Raw genomic sequence first — 16,209 nt, forward strand, 5'->3', positions numbered from 1 at the left:
ATCACTAACGTAGCGCCTTTATTGGTGCCACCCCCTCCCGCAGGAGCTTTGCCATGGCCTCGCCAGCCGCTATTTCCCTCGTCCCCCGGCTCGGCGTTGCCGCCGCAGTGGCCAGTGTGCTCGGTTTGAGCGGATGCCAGACCTGGAATGCCCAGGACACTGTCCCGCCGACTTCCGGTGTGCAGCCGCTCAAGGGGCTGGCGCAGAACGTCTCGGTCCGGCGCAATGCCACAGGCATGCCGCTGATCGAAAGCAACAGCTTCCATGACGCCCTGTTCACCCTCGGCTACGTCCACGCCAGCGACCGCATTGCCCAGATGGTCACCCTGCGCCTGCTGGCCCAGGGGCGGTTGGCAGAGATGTCCGGCGCCGAACGGCTGGACGTCGACCGCTACATGCGCGCCGTCAACCTGAAGAAAAACGCCGACGAGCTGTACAAGGCGTCTTCGCCACGGCTCAAGCGCTTCTTTGAAGTCTATGCCCGCGGCGTCAACGCCTACCTGTTCCGCTACCGTGACAAGCTGCCGGCGGACCTGGCCGCCATTGGCTACAAGCCCGAATACTGGAAGCCGGAAGATTCGGCGCTGATGTTCTGCCTGCTGAATTTCAGCCAGTCAGCCAACCTGCCGGAAGAAATCGCCAGCCTCGTGCTGGCCCAGACCGTCAACAACGACAAGCTCGCCTGGCTGAGCCCATCCTATCCGGACGAGCAACTGCCCGTGACCGAGGCCGACAAGCTCCAGGGCCTGCGCCTCAACGGCCAGATCCCAGGCCTGAACGAAATCAGCAAGGCCACCGGCCAGTTGGCCGGGCTGAATCTGTTGGGCGCTGCGTCTGCAAGCAACTGGGCCATCGCGCCGCAACGCAGCCGCAGCGGCAAGAGCTTGTTGGCCAGCGACAGCCATGGGCCGCTGGGCATGCCGGGACTGTGGAGTCCCGTACAGATCCGCGCTCCCAAGTACCAGGCGGCCGGGGTTTCCGTGGCGGGCATCCCAATGATCCTGGCCGGATTCAACGGCAAGGTGGCCTGGAGCATGACCAGCGTGCTGGGAGACAACCAAGACCTGTTCCTGGAAAAAATCCGACGCCAGGGCAACAGCCTGTCCTACGAGATCAACGGCAAATGGCAGCCGGTGATCGTGCGCAACGAAACCTACTTCATCAAAGGCCAGCGACCCATTCGTGAAGCGGTGTTCGAGACCCGCCACGGCCCGTTGCTCAACAGCGCCCAGGGGCCGGCCATGGCCAGCGGCTTTGGCCTGGCCTTGCAGACACCCAGCTTCAGCGATGACAAGACCCTGGATGCCTTCTTCGACCTGTCCCGGGCACAGAACGTCGAGAAAGCCTCCGATGCCAGCCGGGAGATCCGCGCCATGGCGGTGAACCTGGTCTTTGCCGACGCCAGCCATATCGGCTGGCAAGTCACCGGTCGCTACCCGAACCGCCGCGAAGGCGAAGGCTTGTTGCCATCGCCAGGTTGGGACGGTCGCTACGATTGGGACGGTTACGCCGACCCGATGCTGCACCCCTACGATCAAGACCCGGCCCAGGGCTGGCTCGGCACCGCCAACCAACGGGTCATTCCCCATGGCTACGGCATGCAGTTGTCCAATTCCTGGGGCGCACCGGAGCGTGGCGAACGCATGGCCGAATTGGCCAGCGCGGGCAAGCACGACACCCGCAGCCTGACCGCCATGCAATACGACCAGAGCACGACGTTCGCGGCCAAGCTCAAACGCGTCTTCGAAGCCCCGGGCATGACCCAGCCGCTCAAACAGGCGATCGAAGCCTTGCCGGTGGCTGACCGGGCCAAAGCCCGCGAAGCCTATACCCGCTTGATGGCATTCGATGGCCGGCTCAGCCCGACTTCCGCCGACGCGGCGATCTATGGGCTGTTCCTGCAGGAAAGCATGAAGCAGATTTTCCTCGACGAGCTGGGCCCGGACAGCAGCGTGGCGTGGCAGGCGCTGGTCGCCAACGGCCAATTGTCCTACTCGGCCCAGGCCGATCATCTACTGGGGCGCGAAGACAGCCCATTCTGGGACGATGTGCGCACACCGCAGAAAGAAGACAAGGCCGTCATCCTCGCCCGCAGCCTGGCCGCCACCATCAGTGCCGGTGATAGCCAGTTGGGCGGTGACCACAAGGCTTGGCAGTGGGGCCAGTTGCATCGTTATACGTGGAAAAACAGCACCGGCCAGATCGTACGCGGCCCGCTGCCGGCCGGTGGAGACGGCACCACGCTCAACACGGCGGCGTTTGCCTGGGGGCAGGATTTCACCACCACCCTGGCGCCTTCCATGCGCTTTATCGTCGACTTCAGCCAGCCTGAACCGTTGATGATCCAGGACGGCACCGGCCAGTCCGGCAACCCGGTCAGCCCGCACTATGCCAATGGCATCGATCCATGGATCAAGGGGCAATACCAGAATTTGCCGCTGCAATCGCAGAACTTCGATCGAGCCTACGGCAAGACGCGGTTGACCCTGGTGCCTGGCAAGTAACTGCAACCCCGGGCCTGGAGACAGGATTTGTGGCGAGGGAGCTTGCTCCCGCTGGGCTGCGAAGCAGCCCCCTGCATGTCTACAAGCAGACCGCATCAACCGGTTTACGACTGCTGCGCAGCCGAGCGGGAGCAAGCTCCCTCGCCACAGGTCCTGCGTTGCCTGGACTGAAGCCATCGCGAGCTTGCTCGCGATGGCGCCCGTCCATCCACCCCGAAAACCCGATAGAACTTCTCCCCCCGCCCTCGCCTCTACCTGACAAGCCCATCGCTCCGGTGACTGCATGGATCTTGTCATTGCCCGCCCCGAAGGCTTGTACTGCCCGCCCGGGGATTTCTACATCGACCCGTGGCGCGCGGTGGACCGCTCGGTCATCACCCACGCCCACGGCGACCATGCCCGCAGCGGCAACCAACACTACCTGGCGGCGGCACCCGGCGAAGGCATCCTGCGTTCCCGCCTGGGCCAGGACATCAACCTGCAAACCCTGCCCTACGGCGAACGCCTGCAACACCACGGCGTGACCTTGAGTTTCCACCCCGCCGGCCACGTCCTGGGCTCGGCCCAGGTGCGGCTGGAGTACCAAGGCGAGGTCTGGGTGGCGTCGGGGGACTACAAAGTCGAGCCTGACGGCACCTGCGCGCCGTTCGAACCGGTGAAGTGCCATACCTTCATCACCGAATCGACCTTCGGCCTGCCGATCTATCGTTGGCAACCCCAGGCGCAGGTCTTCGAGGAGATCAACCAGTGGTGGCGCGCAAACATTGCCGCCGGCCGGGCCAGCGTGTTGTTCTGTTATTCCTTCGGCAAGGCCCAGCGGATTCTTCACGGTATCGATGAAAGCCTCGGACCGATCCTCGCCCATGGCGCGGTGGAACCGCTGAACCGGGTCTATCGCGAGGCAGGCGTTCACTTGCCACCGACGCTCTACGCCGGCGATTTCAAAAAGAACGATCCAATCATGGGCCAGGCGCTGGTCATCGCCCCGCCCTCTGCCGGTGGCAGCAGTTGGATGCGCCGTTTCGGCGACTACAGCGACGCCTTCGCCAGTGGCTGGATGCGCCTGCGCGGTACGCGTCGGCGACGCGGCGTGGACCGGGGTTTCGTGCTGTCCGATCACGCCGACTGGCCTGGCCTGCTCTGGGCCATTGAACAGACCGGCGCCGAGCGGGTCATGGTCACCCACGGGTCGGTCGCCGTGTTGGTGCGCCACCTCTGCGAGCAAGGCCTCGACGCCCAGGGGTTCACCACGGAGTACGGCGACGATGAAGAAGACCTCGCCACGGCGGTCGAAAGCGGCGAGGCGGCGTCATGAAAGCCTTCGCCGAGCTGTACGCCGAACTGGACGCCACCACGTCCAGCAACGCCAAGCTTGCCGCCATGCAAGATTACTTCAGCAAGGCACCGCCGGATGATGCCGCCTGGGCCGTGTATTTCCTCTCCGGTGGGCGTCCGCGGCAGTTGGTGCCGGTAAAAATCCTCCGGGATTTGGCGGTCCAGGTCTGCGGGTTGTCGCTCTGGCTGTTCGAGGAAAGTTATCAGGCCGTGGGCGACCTGGCCGAAACCATTTCGTTAGTCTTGCCTGAATCGCCCCACAGCTCCGATGAAGGCCTGGCGCTGTGGGTCGAGGAGAAACTGCTGCCGTTGCGCGGTGAATCGCCTGAAGTCCTGGCTGAACGGCTTCCGGCGCTATGGGCGCAGCTCGACCGAGCGAGCCTGATGCTCTGCATCAAACTCATCACCGGCAGTTTCCGCGTCGGCGTGTCCAAGCTCCTGGTGACCCGGGCCCTGGCGAGCATGGCCGGGCTGGACAGCAAACGGGTGGCCCAGCGACTGGTGGGCTACACCGATCTGTCCCATCGCCCCACGGCGGCCAGCTACCTCAAGCTGATCGCAGCCGACTCCGACGATGAACATGCCCAGCGCGGCGGCCAGCCTTATCCGTGTTTCCTGGCCCATGGGATGGCCGCGCCCGTGGAGCAATTCGACGCGTTGCGGGGGCCCGCCAGTGACTGGCAGGTGGAGTGGAAATGGGATGGAATCCGCGCCCAGGTGATCAAGCGCGACGACCAGTTGTGGGTCTGGTCCCGAGGCGAGGACTTGGTCACTGAACGATTTCCGGAATTGCACTCATTGGCCCAGGCGCTGCCTGCCGGCACGGTGAGCGATGGTGAAATCGTGGTTTGGAAAGCCCCGCAGTCAGTCACCGAGGACGCCTTCGACCCCGACGCACCGCTGCAACCGGCAGTGCAGCCCTTCGCCCTGTTGCAGCAGCGCATCGGGCGCAAGACCCTGGGCAAGAAAATCCTCGACGACGCCCCCGTGGTGGTGATGGCCTACGACCTGCTGGAATGGCAAGGCGAGGACTGGCGCAGCCGCCCCCACGCCGAGCGGCGCGACCCACTGGAGGCGCTGATCGCCCGTATCCACAGCCCGGTGTTGTTGCCCTCACCCATCGTCACCGGCCAGGACTGGCTCGACCTCGCCCGGCAGCGCGAAGCCTCTCGCAGCCTCGGTGTCGAAGGGATGATGCTCAAGGCCCGCAACGCGCTGTACGGCGTTGGCCGGACCAAGGACATGGGCGTGTGGTGGAAATGGAAGATCGACCCGTTCAGCGTCGACGCGGTGCTGATCTACGCCCAGCGCGGCCACGGTCGGCGCGCCAGCCTGTACAGCGACTACACCTTCGCCGTGTGGGACAACCCGCCGGGCAGTCGCGAACGCACCCTCGTGCCGTTCGCCAAGGCTTATTCGGGCCTGACCGATGCCGAGATGCGCCAGGTCGACAGCATCGTGCGCAAGACCCCCGTGGAAAAGTTCGGCCCGGTGAGCAGCGTCACGCCCACCCTGGTGTTCGAACTGGGCTTCGAGGGGATCGCCCTGTCCAAGCGCCACAAGAGCGGGATCGCCGTGCGCTTTCCGCGGATGCTGCGCTGGCGCCAGGACAAGAGCGTCGACGAAGCCGACACATTGGCAACGCTCCAGGACCTCCTGAAATAACACCGCTCCCTCTGTGGCGAGGGAGCTTGCTCCCGCTGGGCCGGGCTGGCGCTCCAGCGCGAAGCGGCCCTCTGGTTCTGTATGTCACACCGCAAGGGGAGGCTGCGCCTCCAGCGGGAGCAAGCTCCCTCGCCACAAAAGCGCGGGGCCAACGAACAGCACGCTCCATCCCGGTGCGCTTTTTGATGTACGCTCAGCCTCGCGCACCATCGCGTTCCGTCTTCCGCCACCCGTGCTTTTAAAACACCTGTTCGGCACTATGGTGCGGAAATTGCTACCTTTATGCCGTCATACCGTTCAGACCTTCACCGGTAACAATCTTACGCGCCACAAGCGCTCAAATTGGTTTTAGGGACTCAATAATGAAAAAAGCACTGCTGACCCTTTCTGCACTGGCGTTGTGCATGGCCGCTGGCGTTGCCACGGCCAAGGAATACAAGGAACTGCGTTTTGGTGTCGACCCTTCCTACGCTCCGTTCGAGTCCAAGGCCGCCGACGGCAGCCTGGTGGGTTTCGACATCGACCTGGGCAATGCGATCTGCGAAGAACTGAAGGTCAAATGCAAATGGGTCGAAAGCGATTTCGACGGCATGATCCCGGGCTTGAAGGCCAATAAATTCGACGGCGTGATCTCCTCCATGACCGTGACCCCGGCCCGTGAAAAGGCTATCGACTTCTCCAGCGAGCTGTTCTCCGGCCCAACGGCCTATGTCTTCAAGAAGGGCTCGGGCCTGAGCGAAGACGTTGCCTCGCTCAAAGGCAAGACCGTCGGCTACGAGCAAGGTACCATCCAGGAAGCCTACGCCAAGGCCGTGCTGGACAAGGCCGGCGTCAAGACCCAGGCCTATCAGAACCAGGACCAGGTCTACGCCGACCTGACCTCGGGCCGCCTCGACGCCGCGATCCAGGACATGCTCCAAGCTGAGCTGGGGTTCCTGAAGTCGCCAAAAGGTGAAGGCTACGAAGTCAGCAAGCCAGTGGACAGCGAACTGCTGCCATCCAAGACCGCCATCGGTATCAAGAAAGGTAACAAAGAGCTGAAGGCCCTTTTGGATAAAGGTATCAAAGCGTTACACGACGACGGCAAATACGCCGAGATCCAGAAAAAACACTTTGGCGATCTGAATCTGTACAGCGGCAAATAATGCGCGGCGCCCACCCGATCTCGGGTGGGCGTCTTTTTTCTGCCAAAGGCAACGTCCATGTTCGAACAATTCCTACAAAGTCTGGGGCTCTCGGCCTTCAGCCTGCAGGGCTTTGGCCCGCTGCTGATGCAAGGCACCTGGATGACCATCAAGCTGTCGGCCCTGTCCTTGTTGCTGAGCGTCCTGCTCGGCCTGCTGGGCGCCAGCGCCAAGCTGTCCCGCGTCAAACTGCTGCGAATCCCCGCCCAGCTCTACACCACGCTGATCCGCGGCGTGCCGGACCTGGTGCTGATGCTGCTGATCTTCTACAGCCTGCAAACCTGGCTGACCTCGTTTACCGACTTCATGGAATGGGAATACATCGAGATCAACCCATTCGGCGCCGGGGTGATTACCCTCGGCTTCATCTATGGCGCGTACTTCACCGAAACCTTTCGCGGCGCGATCCTCGCGGTCCCCCGGGGCCAGGTCGAAGCCGCCACCGCCTATGGCCTCAAGCGTGGCCAGCGCTTTCGCTACGTCGTCTTTCCACAAATGATGCGCTTTGCCTTGCCGGGTATCGGCAACAACTGGATGGTGATGCTCAAGGCCACCGCGCTGGTGTCGATCATCGGCCTGGCCGACCTGGTCAAGGCGGCCCAGGACGCGGGCAAGAGCACCTACCAGCTGTTTTACTTCCTGGTGCTGGCGGCATTGATCTACCTGCTGATCACCAGCGCGTCCAACTTCATCCTGCGCTGGCTTGAACGCCGCTACGCCGCCGGAGCCCGGGAGGCGGTGCGATGATCGAACTCCTGCAAGAATACTGGCGGCCGTTTCTCTACAGCGATGGCGTCAATATCACCGGCCTGGCGATGACCCTATGGCTGCTTAGCGCCTCGCTGCTGATCGGCTTCGTGGTGTCGATCCCGCTGTCCATCGCCCGGGTTTCCCCCAAGTTCTACGTCCGCTGGCCCGTGCAGTTCTACACCTACCTGTTCCGGGGCACGCCGCTCTATATCCAACTGCTGATCTGCTACACCGGCATCTACAGCATCGAGGCGGTGCGCGCCCAACCCATGCTCGACAGCTTCTTTCGCGACGCGATGAACTGCACGATCCTGGCCTTCGCCTTGAACACCTGCGCCTACACCACGGAAATTTTCGCCGGGGCGATTCGCAGCATGAACCACGGCGAAGTGGAAGCGGCCAAGGCCTATGGCCTGACCGGTTGGAAACTGTATGCCTACGTGATCATGCCGTCGGCCCTGCGCCGCTCGCTGCCGTACTACAGCAACGAAGTCATCTTGATGCTGCACTCGACGACCGTGGCGTTCACCGCTACCGTTCCAGACGTGCTGAAAGTCGCCCGGGATGCCAACTCGGCGACGTTCCTGACATTCCAGTCGTTCGGGATCGCCGCGTTGATCTACCTGACCGTCACCTTTGCGCTGGTAGGCCGCTTCCGCCTTGCCGAACGCCGATGGCTGGCCTTCCTCGGGCCGACCCACTAAGGCTTTTGTTCCAGGACACACACGCACATGCGCCATCAGATCCATGACCTGCTGGCCCCGGTACCGGGGACCGCACGCAAGATCCACAGCTTCCACTTCGGCCCGGAAAAAGCCGTCGGCAAAATCTACATCCAGGCGTCCCTGCATGCCGACGAACTGCCGGGCATGCTGGTCGCCTGGCACCTCAAGCAACGCCTGGCCGAGCTCGAGGCGTCGGGCCACCTGCGGCACGAGATCGTGCTGGTGCCCGTCGCCAACCCCATCGGCCTTGAACAAGTGCTGATGGACGTGCCCCTGGGCCGCTACGAAACCGAGAGCGGGCAGAACTTCAACCGCCGCTTCGTCGACCTGAGCGAGGAGATCGGCAACGAGATCCAGGACCTGCTCACCGCCGATCCGCAGCACCTCCTGATGCTGATCCGCACCAGCTTGCGCGATGCCCTCGCCCGGCAAACCCCCGGCACGCAATTGCAATCCCTGCGCCTGGCCCTGCAGCGACTGGCCTGCGACGCCGACATGGTGCTGGACCTGCATTGCGACTTCGAAGCCGTGGCCCACCTCTACACCACGCCCGAAGCCTGGCCCCAGGTCGAGCCGCTGGCCCGCTACATCGGTGCCGAAGCCAGCCTGCTGGCAACCGATTCGGGCGGCCAGTCATTCGATGAGTGCTTCACCCTGCTCTGGTGGCAGCTCAAGGAACGCTTCGGCGACCGCTTCGAGATTCCCTTGGGCAGCTTTTCGGTCACCGTGGAGTTGCGCGGCCAGGGCGACGTCAACCACGGCTTGGCGAGCCTCGACTGCCAGGCCTTGATCGAGTACTTGATCCGCTTCGGCGCCATCGACGGCGAACCGATGCCCATGCCCGAGCTGCCCTACCCGGCCACGCCGCTGGCCGCGGTCGAGCCGGTGGCGACGCCCGTGGGCGGGTTGCTGGTCTACAGCGCCTTGCCCGGCGAACACCTGGAGGCGGGGCAACTGATCGCGGAAATCATCGACCCGATCAACGATACCGTCACCCCCGTTCATTGCCGTAACGCCGGGCTGCTGTACGCCCGTTCGCTGCGCCGCATGGCCACGGCCGGCATGGTGATCGCCCATGTCGCCGGCACCGAGGCCTACCGCAGCGGCTACCTACTTTCGCCTTGAGGATGCATGCTCCATGTACAAACTGACCATCGAAGGCCTGCATAAAAGCTATGGCGAACATGAAGTGCTCAAGGGCGTTTCGCTCAAGGCCAAGACCGGCGACGTCATCAGTCTCATCGGTGCCAGCGGCTCGGGCAAGAGTACCTTCCTGCGCTGCATCAACTTCCTGGAACAACCCAACGATGGCGCCATGACCCTGGACGGTCAGTCGATCCAGATGATCAAGGACCGCCACGGCATGCACGTGGCCGACGCCGACGAACTGCAACGTATCCGCACGCGCCTGGCCATGGTGTTCCAGCACTTCAACCTGTGGAGCCACATGACCGTGCTGGAAAACATCACCATGGCACCGCGCCGGGTGCTGGGGGTGAGCAAGCAGGAAGCCGACGACCGTGCCCGACGTTACCTCGACAAGGTCGGCCTGCCGGCGCGGGGCGCCGAGCAGTACCCGGCGTTCCTCTCCGGCGGCCAGCAACAGCGGGTAGCCATTGCCCGTGCGCTGGCAATGGAGCCGGAGGTGATGCTGTTCGACGAACCCACCTCGGCACTGGACCCGGAGTTGGTGGGCGAAGTGCTGAAAGTGATCCAGGGCCTGGCTGAAGAAGGCCGGACCATGATCATGGTGACCCACGAAATGAGCTTCGCCCGCAAGGTCTCGAATCAGGTGCTGTTCCTGCACGAGGGCTTGGTGGAAGAGGAAGGCGCGCCGGAAGACGTGCTGGGCAATCCCACCAGCGAACGGCTCAAGCAGTTTCTCAGTGGCAACCTGAAATAAACCTCGGCCTCCCCCTGACAAGGAGGCGCCAGGCGCCAATGCCTGTCAGCTAGGAACAAACGGCATAAAACCTGTGGGAGCGAGCTTGCTCGCGATAGCGGTACAGCAGCCGCTATTGAGGTTGCCTGATCTGGCGCTATCGCGAGCAAGCTCGCTCCCACAGTGATCTGTGTCCGGCCAGTCGATCAAATAAACCTTTCGCATCTCGCCGTGGTCACTGGAAGAAGACCTTCAGGGCGCACGCGGCAGGCATGGCGACATCCAACAATTTCGCGAAACAGTGGTTCGATGCCCGCGGCTGGAAGCCATTCGCCTTTCAAAAGCAGGTATGGGCCGCGGTCAAGCGTGGGGAATCCGGGCTGTTGCATGCCAGCACCGGTGCCGGTAAGACCTACGCCGTGTGGTTTGCCGCCCTCAACCGTTTCGCCCGCCCGACACCGCCGCCGGACAAACCGCGCAAGCGCAAGCCGCCGGCCGAACCGCTGACAGTCCTGTGGATCACGCCGCTGCGCGCCTTGGCGGCCGCCACCGGCAAAGCCCTCGACGCGCCCCTGGCAGACCTGCAACTGCCATGGGGTGTCGGCCTGCGCACCGGCGACACCAGCCCCAGTGAACGCGCCCGCCAGGGCCGGCGCCTGCCCACCGCGCTGCTCACCACGCCCGAAAGCCTGACCCTGATGCTCGCCCGAGCCGACGCGCACGCTGCCGTCTCGACCCTGCGCATGGTGGTCGTGGATGAATGGCACGAGTTGCTCGGCAACAAACGGGGCGTGCAACTGCAACTGGCCCTGGCGCGCTTGCGGCACTGGCACCCCGAACTCATCGTTTGGGGCGTGTCCGCAACCCTGGGCACCCAGGCCCACGCCGAGCAGGTGTTGATCCCGCAAGGCAACGGCGCCAGCGTGCAGGGCGCCAACGGCAAGGCGCTGCTGGTCGACACGCTGCTGCCTCCGGCCCTCGAACGTTTCCCATGGGCTGGGCACATCGGCCTGAAGATGCTGCCCAAGGTCGTCGCCGAAATCGACGCCAGTCGCAGTTGCCTGGTCTTCACCAATACCCGGGCGCAATCGGAAATCTGGTATCAGGCCATCCTTGAAGCAAGGCCCGACTGGGCCGGGCTGATCGCCCTGCACCATAGTTCGCTGTCCCGCGACACCCGGGATTGGGTGGAGCGTGCGTTGAAGGACGGCCAGCTCAAAGCGGTGGTCTGCACGTCGAGCCTGGACCTGGGGGTGGATTTCCTGCCGGTGGAACGGGTGCTGCAGATCGGCTCGGCCAAGGGTGTGGCGCGGCTGATGCAGCGGGCCGGGCGCTCCGGCCACGCACCAGGGCGGACCTCACGGGTGACGCTGGTGCCGACCCACAGCCTGGAATTGATCGAAGCCGCTGCCGCCCAGGACGCGGTGGCCCAACGGCGCATCGAACCTCGCCTGTCACCCCACAAACCGCTGGATGTCCTGGTGCAGCATCTGGTGAGCATGGCCCTGGGCGGCGGCTTCGTTCCCGACGAGCTGTTCGCGGAGGTGCGGGGGGCCTGGGCCTATCGCGACCTCAACCCGGCCGAATGGGCCTGGGCCCTGGCCTTTGTACGCCATGGCGGTTTGTCACTGACCGCCTACCCCGATTACCGACGGGTCGAGCCGGACGAACACGGGATCTGGCGAGTCCCCGATGCGCGCCTGGCCCGGCGCCACCGCATGAGCATCGGCACCATCGTCAGCGATGCCAGCCTGCAATTGAAGTTCTGGAGCAAGGGCGGCGGCGGCAAGACCCTGGGCAGCGTCGAGGAAGGTTTCATCGCTCGCCTGCGCCCCGGTGACGGTTTCCTGTTCGCCGGGCGGCTGCTGGAATTGGTCCGGGTCGAAGACATGACCGCCTACGTGCGACGCAGCCAGGCCAAAAAGGCCGCCGTGCCACGTTGGAACGGTGGGCGCATGCCACTCTCCAGCGAACTGGCGGCCGCCGTCGTGGCCCGTTTGAGCGAAGCCGCCGCCGGTCGCTGCGAGGGGCCGGAGATGCAGGCCGTGCCGCCCTTGCTGACGACCCAGCAACGCTGGTCCGGTTTGCCCACGCAGCACACCCTGCTGGCCGAATCTCTCAAGTCCCGGGAAGGCTGGCACCTGTTCCTCTACCCGTTTGCCGGGCGCCAGGTTCATCTGGGCCTGGCCAGCCTGCTGGCCTGGCGCGTCAGTCGGCAACAGCCGGTGACGTTTTCCATTGCGGTCAACGACTACGGCCTGGAACTGCTCAGCGCCACGGCGGTGGATTGGTCGCACCACCTGACCCCGGGCCTGCTGAGCGTCGATCACCTGCTGGCCGACGTGCTTGCAAGCTTGAACGCTGGGGAACTGGCCCTCAGGCGCTTTCGCGAAATAGCCCGGATCGCCGGGCTGGTCTTCGCCGGCTACCCCGGTGCGCCAAAAAGCACCCGGCAAGTCCAGGCCTCCAGTGGCTTGTTCTTCCAAGTGTTCAAGCAATACGACGCCGACAATCTCTTGCTGGCCCAGGCCGGAGAGGAAGTCTTGCGTGAGGAATTGGATATCAATCGTTTGGAGCAGACCTTGCAACGCCTCAATACCTTGAAGCTGGACCTGCACAGGATCAAGCGCCCCACCCCGCTCGGCTTCCCGCTGCTGGTGCAGCGGTTCCGGGAAAGCATGAGCTCGGAAAAACTCGCCGACCGCATCCGGCGGATGGTCAACGAGTTGGAAAAGACCGCCGATCGCGGTGACGCCTGATGCCAGCGCCTTATCCCGTCAACCTCGCAGGGGAAGAACTCTGGCTGCTTCCGGAAAAAGCCCTGTACTGGCCCGCCCAGGAAACCTTGATGGTGGCCGACGTTCATTTTGGCAAGGCCGCCGCCTATCGCAGCCTCGGACAACCGGTGCCCCACGGCACCACCGCCAGCAACATCGCGGTGCTGGATGGGTTACTGGCCAGCCTGCCGTGTCGACAGCTGATTTTCCTCGGGGATTTTCACCACGGCCCGGGTGCTCACGCGCCCGGCACCCTGAAAGCCCTTTCCGATTGGCGTGCGCGACATTCGCACCTGGCCATGACGCTGATTCGTGGCAACCATGACAAGCGCGCCGGCGACCCACCGCCGGAGCTGAATATTCGCGTCGTACCGGAGCCGCTGCTGCTGGGCCCGTTCGCCGTGCAACACGAGCCCACCCCGCACGCCAGCCGCCATGTGCTGGCCGGTCACGTACACCCGGTCTATCACCTGAGCGGCAAAGGTCGACAACGGCTGCGCCTGGCCTGTTTCCGCCTGGGTAGCGAGATCAGCCTGCTACCGGCCTTCGGTGCGTTCACGGGCGGCTATCGAGTCGATCAGGACAGCGATTGCAGGATTTTTGTCATTGGCGATAACGAAATATGGCCTGTCAGTTGAAGCCCTTCGCCATCGCTGGCAGGCCATCGTTTCATCAGGCAACAGGCGCAGGAGGCGGCTCGTCCGGCAGGGTGGGTTCGCCAGGTTCGGTAGGCTGTTCGTTAGGCGTATCGGGATCGGGCTGGCCGGGGATGCCGCCCGCCGCTTCGGCAGGATGGGCCAGCAATGACCAAGCCATGACACCGATCTGATTGGGCTCAAGCCTTGCCAGTTCGGCACTGATTCGCGGATCGATCTTCATAGAGCAACTCCTGAGCGAGGGCCCGCTGCGCTGACGCAAAAAACGGGCAGTACACCCCATAGAGTGTCTGCCCGCCCAGGAATTCCAACAGCTCGTCAGATTCAGGTACGCGGCAGGGTCACGCCGCGCTGGCCCTGGTACTTGCCGCCACGGTCCTTGTAGGACACTTCGCATTCTTCGTCGGATTCAAGGAACAGCATCTGCGCCACGCCTTCGTTGGCGTAGATTTTCGCCGGCAGGGTCGTGGTATTGGAGAACTCCAGGGTCACGTGGCCTTCCCACTCGGGTTCCAGCGGCGTGACGTTGACGATGATGCCGCAACGGGCATAGGTGCTCTTGCCCAGGCAGATGGTCAACACATTGCGCGGAATGCGGAAGTACTCGACGGTGCGGGCCAGGGCGAAGGAGTTCGGCGGGATGATGCACACGTCGCTCTTGACGTCGACGAAGCTCTTCTCGTCGAAGTTCTTCGGGTCGACCGTGGCCGAGTTGATGTTGGTGAACACCTTGAATTCGTCGGCGCAGCGCACGTCGTAGCCGTAGCTGGAGACGCCGAAGGAGCTCAGCCGGTCGGCGCCTTCGCCACGCATCTGGCGCTCGACGAAGGGCTCGATCATGCCGTGCTCTTGCGCCATGCGGCGAATCCACTTGTCCGATTTGATGCTCATGGCGGTGTCCTGAAATAGCGAGGTGGAAAAAATACGTCCGGCATCTTACCGGGGCGCGGGGCAGGGTTCAAAGCGCGTCACGCAAATCTCGCCGATCCACCTTGATTTCCGGGTCCTGCCGGCCATCGCCCGCGCCGTCAGTCACCAAATAAGAGAAACCTTCGCAAAGACCATTGGCACATTCTGGAAAAAGGGTTAAGGTGGCGCCACTGTGTTGCTTGTGTCACTGAGAATCTCTACACGATATGTTGAATTTCGATCCAACCATCTACAAGAATTTTTCCTGCTCTTTGCACTCAGTCTCGGCCAGGGTTCTTCCTGAGTCGCAGTTATCTTTGTTCAAGGAGTTACACCATGTCTAATCGCCAAACCGGTACCGTTAAGTGGTTCAACGATGAAAAAGGCTTCGGCTTCATCACCCCACAATCCGGTGACGACCTGTTCGTTCACTTCAAAGCTATCCAATCCGACGGTTTCAAAAGCCTGAAAGAAGGCCAACAGGTTTCTTTCATCGCTACCCGCGGTCAGAAAGGCATGCAAGCTGAAGAAGTTCAAGTTATCTAACTTGTCCTTGCTTTAGTAAAAGGCCCCGCCCTCAAAAGCGGGGCTTTTTTGTGCCTGTGTGTTTTGCAGGCACAAAAAAACTGTGGGAGCGAGCTTGCTCGCGATAGCGCCCGGCCAGTCAACATTAATGCTGCTGACCCACCGCAATCGCGAGCAAGCTCGCTCCCACAGGAGGGTTCGTTGATTAGCCTGGGATCACCAGGTAACGCCAAACCCCGCCGTATAGCGTGTCTTGCTCAGGTCGCTGTCCTCGGTGCCCTCGATGACATCCTTCTCGGCCTTGAGATTGAGCGATGCCCAGTCGGTGACCTTGTAGCGAAGCCCCATCTCGGCGTCATAGGCGTACTCCGCCACGCCGGACAGGGGCTTGCCCACTTCGCCGTTGGTGAAGAACTCGACGCGCTTGCCGATCAGGTAGCGGTTGTAATCCCACTTCATCGCCACGGAATAGAAGTTGTCCTTGCCGCCGTCGCGGTACTCGTAATCGGTGCGGTTGAGCAGCGAACCCAGGGAGAACGCCCCCAGTTCGTCATCCCAGAACTGGTAGCCCGGGCCGGTACCCACCACCCGCTGGCGCGCCAGGTCTTCGACTTTGTCGCGCTTGTAGTTCAGGCGACCTTGCCAGAACCACTTGTCGGTGATGAACCGGTCGAGGGAATACTCCAGGCGCCAGTTATCGGTGGACACGACATCATCCTGGAATTCACGGTTGTATTCGCCTTCGGCGGTGTGCCGCCATCTGCCATGGCGTGCCGAAGTCTTGAAATCGATGTCGTAATCGTCGGTGTCGGCTTCCGCACGCTGGTAATCCAGCGCGGCATCGACATTGCCTTTCCACACCAGGTCCTCGACCACCGGCTTGGGCTTGAGGATCTGCTGGATACTGGCCAGCTCGACGGTCTTGGGCGCATCACCGTTGGCCAACGTAACCTTGCCATCCTCGGCCGCCTGCAGCGCCTTGGCTTTCTCGCCGGTGTAGGCATCCTGCTTGACCAGGAGTTGCTGATCACTCTCCAGGGTCTTGACCTGTTTCCAGTCAATGGGAATCGCGCCGGCATAATCGGTCTGGATCAGCAACTTGCCGCCATCGAAAACGGTAATCTTGCCGCTGAGTTTGTCCCCATTCTTCAACCAGACAGTGTCGGCAAGTAGGGGCATGGAGGCGCTGGCAACAGCCAGGCATAGCAGGGTTCTAGACAACATAAGCGATAAAGGGCTCAAGTTTGCGGTGAAAAGGCGGCATTATCCCCCAGGATGACACCTCAGCAAGGACTGA

At 62.9% G+C, this 16,209-nt stretch carries 14 protein-coding genes; 11 read left to right on the forward strand and 3 right to left on the reverse strand.

Going from position 1 to position 16,209, the window contains the following annotated elements; translation table 11 throughout:
- The first annotated feature begins 53 nt into the window (after positions 1 to 53).
- From HGO40_RS25225 to pdeM, 10 genes are all read left to right on the forward strand, one after another.
- The gene (locus HGO40_RS25225; RefSeq protein ID WP_250965239.1) at positions 54 to 2,504 is read left to right on the forward strand and encodes a penicillin acylase family protein; all 2,451 of its coding nucleotides are present in this window, start codon (positions 54 to 56) and stop codon (positions 2,502 to 2,504) included.
- 283 nt (positions 2,505 to 2,787) lie between these two features.
- Positions 2,788 to 3,819, forward strand: a complete 1,032-nt coding sequence (locus tag HGO40_RS25230) for a ligase-associated DNA damage response exonuclease (RefSeq protein WP_250965240.1) — start codon at positions 2,788 to 2,790, stop codon at positions 3,817 to 3,819.
- Complete coding sequence (locus HGO40_RS25235; RefSeq protein ID WP_250965241.1) at positions 3,816 to 5,504, forward strand: ATP-dependent DNA ligase; 1,689 nt, start codon at positions 3,816 to 3,818, stop codon at positions 5,502 to 5,504. Before HGO40_RS25230 ends, HGO40_RS25235 begins: the two co-directional genes overlap by 4 nt.
- A 362-nt stretch (positions 5,505 to 5,866) precedes the next feature.
- Complete coding sequence (locus HGO40_RS25240; protein ID WP_186730446.1) at positions 5,867 to 6,649, forward strand: transporter substrate-binding domain-containing protein; 783 nt, start codon at positions 5,867 to 5,869, stop codon at positions 6,647 to 6,649.
- A gap of 57 nt (positions 6,650 to 6,706) precedes the next feature.
- Positions 6,707 to 7,435, forward strand: a complete 729-nt coding sequence (locus HGO40_RS25245; RefSeq protein ID WP_053118993.1) for an ABC transporter permease — start codon at positions 6,707 to 6,709, stop codon at positions 7,433 to 7,435.
- A complete protein-coding gene (locus HGO40_RS25250) occupies positions 7,432 to 8,142 on the forward strand; it encodes an ABC transporter permease (RefSeq protein ID WP_250965242.1) in 711 nt (236 codons plus the stop codon). Before HGO40_RS25245 ends, HGO40_RS25250 begins: the two co-directional genes overlap by 4 nt.
- Before the next feature lie 27 nt (positions 8,143 to 8,169).
- A complete protein-coding gene (locus tag HGO40_RS25255; RefSeq protein WP_250965243.1) occupies positions 8,170 to 9,288 on the forward strand; it encodes a succinylglutamate desuccinylase/aspartoacylase family protein in 1,119 nt (372 codons plus the stop codon).
- A 13-nt stretch (positions 9,289 to 9,301) separates the two neighbouring features.
- Positions 9,302 to 10,066 carry an ABC transporter ATP-binding protein gene (locus HGO40_RS25260; RefSeq protein ID WP_250965244.1) on the forward strand — a complete coding sequence of 255 codons (765 nt, stop codon included), beginning with the start codon at positions 9,302 to 9,304 and terminating at the stop codon, positions 10,064 to 10,066.
- 251 nt (positions 10,067 to 10,317) lie between these two features.
- On the forward strand, positions 10,318 to 12,804 hold the full coding sequence (locus HGO40_RS25265; RefSeq protein WP_250965245.1) for a ligase-associated DNA damage response DEXH box helicase: 2,487 nt from the start codon (positions 10,318 to 10,320) through the stop codon (positions 12,802 to 12,804).
- Positions 12,804 to 13,460 carry a ligase-associated DNA damage response endonuclease PdeM gene (gene pdeM / locus HGO40_RS25270; RefSeq protein ID WP_250965246.1) on the forward strand — a complete coding sequence of 219 codons (657 nt, stop codon included), beginning with the start codon at positions 12,804 to 12,806 and terminating at the stop codon, positions 13,458 to 13,460. Before HGO40_RS25265 ends, pdeM begins: the two co-directional genes overlap by 1 nt.
- 34 nt (positions 13,461 to 13,494) lie before the next feature.
- Here the strand turns inward: pdeM and HGO40_RS25275 are convergent, their stop codons facing one another.
- Together HGO40_RS25275 and dcd are read right to left on the reverse strand one after the other, a co-directional pair.
- Positions 13,495 to 13,701, reverse strand: coding sequence for a hypothetical protein (locus tag HGO40_RS25275; RefSeq protein ID WP_041022879.1), 207 nt, complete (start codon positions 13,699 to 13,701; stop codon positions 13,495 to 13,497).
- Between the two features lie 101 nt (positions 13,702 to 13,802).
- Positions 13,803 to 14,369 carry a dCTP deaminase gene (dcd, locus tag HGO40_RS25280; RefSeq protein WP_250965247.1) on the reverse strand — a complete coding sequence of 189 codons (567 nt, stop codon included), beginning with the start codon at positions 14,367 to 14,369 and terminating at the stop codon, positions 13,803 to 13,805.
- Between the two features lie 354 nt (positions 14,370 to 14,723).
- On the opposite strand from dcd, the gene HGO40_RS25285 reads away from it, so the two are divergent.
- The gene (locus HGO40_RS25285; protein ID WP_002554837.1) at positions 14,724 to 14,933 is read left to right on the forward strand and encodes a cold-shock protein; all 210 of its coding nucleotides are present in this window, start codon (positions 14,724 to 14,726) and stop codon (positions 14,931 to 14,933) included.
- A gap of 195 nt (positions 14,934 to 15,128) precedes the next feature.
- Here the strand turns inward: HGO40_RS25285 and HGO40_RS25290 are convergent, their stop codons facing one another.
- Entirely contained in the window at positions 15,129 to 16,136 is a 1,008-nt protein-coding gene (locus HGO40_RS25290; RefSeq protein ID WP_250965248.1) for a DUF481 domain-containing protein, read from the reverse strand.
- Between the last annotated feature and the right edge of the window lie 73 nt (positions 16,137 to 16,209).

Source organism: Pseudomonas sp. CG7 (assembly GCF_023701885.1).
In the GTDB taxonomy this organism is placed as follows: Bacteria; Pseudomonadota; Gammaproteobacteria; order Pseudomonadales; family Pseudomonadaceae; genus Aquipseudomonas; species Aquipseudomonas zanjanensis.

Bases quoted from the DNA above. Each gene is read 5' to 3' on its own strand.
- HGO40_RS25225 (WP_250965239.1), top strand. From the start codon at position 54: ATGGCCTCGCCAGCCGCTATTTCCCTCGTCCCCCGGCTCGGCGTTGCC.
- HGO40_RS25230 (WP_250965240.1), top strand. From the start codon at position 2,788: ATGGATCTTGTCATTGCCCGCCCCGAAGGCTTGTACTGCCCGCCCGGG.
- HGO40_RS25235 (WP_250965241.1), top strand. From the start codon at position 3,816: ATGAAAGCCTTCGCCGAGCTGTACGCCGAACTGGACGCCACCACGTCC.
- HGO40_RS25240 (WP_186730446.1), top strand. From the start codon at position 5,867: ATGAAAAAAGCACTGCTGACCCTTTCTGCACTGGCGTTGTGCATGGCC.
- HGO40_RS25245 (WP_053118993.1), top strand. From the start codon at position 6,707: ATGTTCGAACAATTCCTACAAAGTCTGGGGCTCTCGGCCTTCAGCCTG.
- HGO40_RS25250 (WP_250965242.1), top strand. From the start codon at position 7,432: ATGATCGAACTCCTGCAAGAATACTGGCGGCCGTTTCTCTACAGCGAT.
- HGO40_RS25255 (WP_250965243.1), top strand. From the start codon at position 8,170: ATGCGCCATCAGATCCATGACCTGCTGGCCCCGGTACCGGGGACCGCA.
- HGO40_RS25260 (WP_250965244.1), top strand. From the start codon at position 9,302: ATGTACAAACTGACCATCGAAGGCCTGCATAAAAGCTATGGCGAACAT.
- HGO40_RS25265 (WP_250965245.1), top strand. From the start codon at position 10,318: ATGGCGACATCCAACAATTTCGCGAAACAGTGGTTCGATGCCCGCGGC.
- pdeM (WP_250965246.1), top strand. From the start codon at position 12,804: ATGCCAGCGCCTTATCCCGTCAACCTCGCAGGGGAAGAACTCTGGCTG.
- HGO40_RS25275 (WP_041022879.1), bottom strand. From the start codon at position 13,701: ATGAAGATCGATCCGCGAATCAGTGCCGAACTGGCAAGGCTTGAGCCC.
- dcd (WP_250965247.1), bottom strand. From the start codon at position 14,369: ATGAGCATCAAATCGGACAAGTGGATTCGCCGCATGGCGCAAGAGCAC.
- HGO40_RS25285 (WP_002554837.1), top strand. From the start codon at position 14,724: ATGTCTAATCGCCAAACCGGTACCGTTAAGTGGTTCAACGATGAAAAA.
- HGO40_RS25290 (WP_250965248.1), bottom strand. From the start codon at position 16,136: ATGTTGTCTAGAACCCTGCTATGCCTGGCTGTTGCCAGCGCCTCCATG.